We start from the raw sequence: 2,640 nt of genomic DNA, 5'->3' as shown, positions 1-2,640 counted from the left end.
CCCCATTTGCTAAAAGGTTGGTTGGTAGTAATAATAGTAGAAGTGTGCTCATATCTTTTAGCAATAAGCTGGAAGAAAAGATTAGCACCAGTCTTATCTATAGGAAGATAACCAATTTCATCGATAATCAGAAGCTTATACTTTGAGAAATGTTTTAACCTAGCTTCAAGGCGGTTCTCATCATAAGCTTTCCTTAATGTTTGAATCAAATCATGGCAAGTGATGAAATATGTAATATATCTATGCTTAGCAGCTTCAATTCCAAGTGCAGTAGCTAGATGAGTTTTACCAGTACCAGGTGTACCAAAGAATAGAATATTCTCAGCATGTTCTAAAAATCTAAGTGTAGCAAGATCCTTAATTTCAGCTTTATTCACACTTGGTTGAAAAGTATAGTCATAGTCATCAATAGTCCTCTCATATGGAAAATGAGAAACAGTTATCTGTATCTGTGCAGCACGTTTATTGCGCAAATTTATTTCCCTATCAGTGATGTTAATTAGCGCATCCTGAATACCAACACCTTCCTTAGAAACTTTATTTAAATAGTCTGAAAGGAAAGGTTCAACATCTGTAAAGCCAAGTTCATCTAAATTATTTACTAGCTTTGCATACATTTTAAATACCTCCTATATAAATATCCATTTTGGATAGACTGTTTTTAATAAAATCAAATATTTCCTGATCAGATTTACCACGCATAGCATCGCTTCTAAGGATTTCCGTTATAGTATCAACAGTATAGTTGTATTTTTTATCACTAATTTTGTGACACAAAACAAACTCGTTGTTATAATAGATGTGTAGGTTATCGTTAGCATCCTTTTTAACGGTCACCCTTTTGCCTATGTAATTAGTAGGTACGGAGTATTTCCTTCCCTCATATCTAATTAAGGATTCTTTGTTGACTAGATAAGTTTTTTCTTCTTGGCGGGAGATATATTTTGTCATCAAATCCTCATTTGGAAGAGGAAGAAGATACTCTTTTTATTTTTGGAAAAGCTCAATCGGAATATCTTCACAGCCTTGCGAGTATTCTTTATTAATATCCTCTCTAAACTGTGTCGTAATCTTTTTTAAATCATCCCATGTAGTGAATTCTTCATTATAAACTTTAAGGCGATCCACGAGCTTTGCTAAAGCTTCAGATTTCCCTTTAGTTTGGGGCCTGTATGGTCTACATGCTATTGGTGTAAAACCCATATCTTTTGCAAATACTTCAAATTTGTCATTGAATACTGTTTTAGCAAAAGAGCTTTTTGCATGATCAACTACTGTTTTCATATTATCGAAGAGTATCTCATGTGGCACGCCTCCATAATATTTAAAAGCTGCTATCATGCATTCAAATAATGTTTCTTGGCTCCTATCGGTAGTAACTATAATAAACTTATTGCGTGAATATCCCATCACCATAAGAAAGATGTTTATCTTGAATTGTTCACCTTGTTTATTTGTCAAAATCATATCTTCCTTCCAGTCAACTTGTGCTTGAAGTCCTGGATTTGTTTCAAATCTAATAGTAGCCTTTTGGGTTTCTTCATCTTTATGTTTTTTCATAAAGTTAGCTAGTATTGAATATTTACCTGTATAACCCTTTTTTTGTATTAGCTGATATACAGCCTTTGCTGTACAACCATATTTATCAACTTTATTAATTATTATAGGTTTGAATTCATCAAGCTTTGATTTATATTCTCGCTTTTGGGTACCTGCTTCAATTTCTCCTTTCGCCATTTTTATATACCTGTCAATTGTTCTAGGGTCGCAGTTATATCGCCTAGATAATTCTGCTTTATTGAACAATGTTATATCCTCCTCTTTAAATAGAAATAATATTGATTCTTTAATGTCACCTCGCATTTTTGTTTCCTCCAATTAATAAGATGACACTATTATAGATGTTTAATTTGAGTAAAAAAAAATGCATATTTTCATGCATTTCTATTTCGGAACTTTTATACATTTCCATATTAACATTTACACCATCTCTTCTAAGCAAAGCTATTAGGATATGTGAATAATCCTGACATACTCCCTCCTTAAGAGAGTATGCTTCCTCTGCTGTAGTAAGATTATTAGTTACACCCTTTTTGTAGCGCATGTTTTCATTGATAACACCTGCAAGGTAGATTGCTCTTTCTCTAGCTGAAATAAATTTTTTATTTAAGGTAGAGTAGAGTGAATTTAAATTATTACCGATGCTTGTAAGCCTAGTTTGTCTATCATAGAGAAAAAGAGGCTCATTAGGTAGCTGCTTTAAAGGGCTATCACAGCTTTTGACCTTACCAGCTAATTGGATATTAATTTCAGTGTGAAGGTCCTTTACTCTTCCTGCAAGAGCAATATTTTTAAATGTATCTTCAAATGAAGATAGGTAATCAGAGGGATTGACGCTGTAGCTTAGGTCATAAACCCTTTGGTTACAAAAAGACTTAGGAATAATCTTTAAAGTAAACTCTTCATCTGAGACACATTGACTATATGAGAGCTTTATTTTTGAAGAAAAGCTATAAAAACTCATATTAGCAGTAAAGGCTCTCAATTAGAAATAGCATTCTCTTATAATCTAAGTCATCACTCTTAAGAAGCTCCTCAAACTCCTCAATGTATGCAGGATTATAGCTTAATGTAGTTTTC

At 32.9% G+C, this 2,640-nt stretch carries 4 protein-coding genes; all 4 read right to left on the bottom strand.

All coding sequences use genetic code 11. The features are described from left to right. On the bottom strand, window positions 1–617 hold a 617-nt coding region (gene istB / locus SOY52_RS04690; RefSeq protein WP_320847820.1), incomplete at its 3' end, for an IS21-like element helper ATPase IstB. Between the two features lies 1 nt (window position 618). Next, window positions 619–951, bottom strand: coding sequence for a Mu transposase domain-containing protein (locus SOY52_RS04685; RefSeq protein WP_320847819.1), 333 nt, complete (start codon window positions 949–951; stop codon window positions 619–621). Between the two features lie 36 nt (window positions 952–987). Next, a complete protein-coding gene (istA, locus tag SOY52_RS04680; protein ID WP_320847818.1) occupies window positions 988–1,863 on the bottom strand; it encodes an IS21 family transposase in 876 nt (291 codons plus the stop codon). Further along, on the bottom strand, window positions 1,853–2,524 hold the full coding sequence (locus SOY52_RS04675; RefSeq protein WP_320847817.1) for a transglutaminase family protein: 672 nt from the start codon (window positions 2,522–2,524) through the stop codon (window positions 1,853–1,855). The genes istA and SOY52_RS04675 overlap by 11 nt, the downstream gene beginning before the upstream one ends. Window positions 2,525–2,640 lie beyond the last annotated feature (116 nt).

Source organism: Bullifex sp. (assembly GCF_034103065.1).
In the GTDB taxonomy this organism is placed as follows: Bacteria; Spirochaetota; Spirochaetia; order Sphaerochaetales; family Sphaerochaetaceae; genus Bullifex.
Note: the sequence above shows the minus strand (reverse complement) of the source record. Positions and strands in the feature narration are given on the sequence as shown.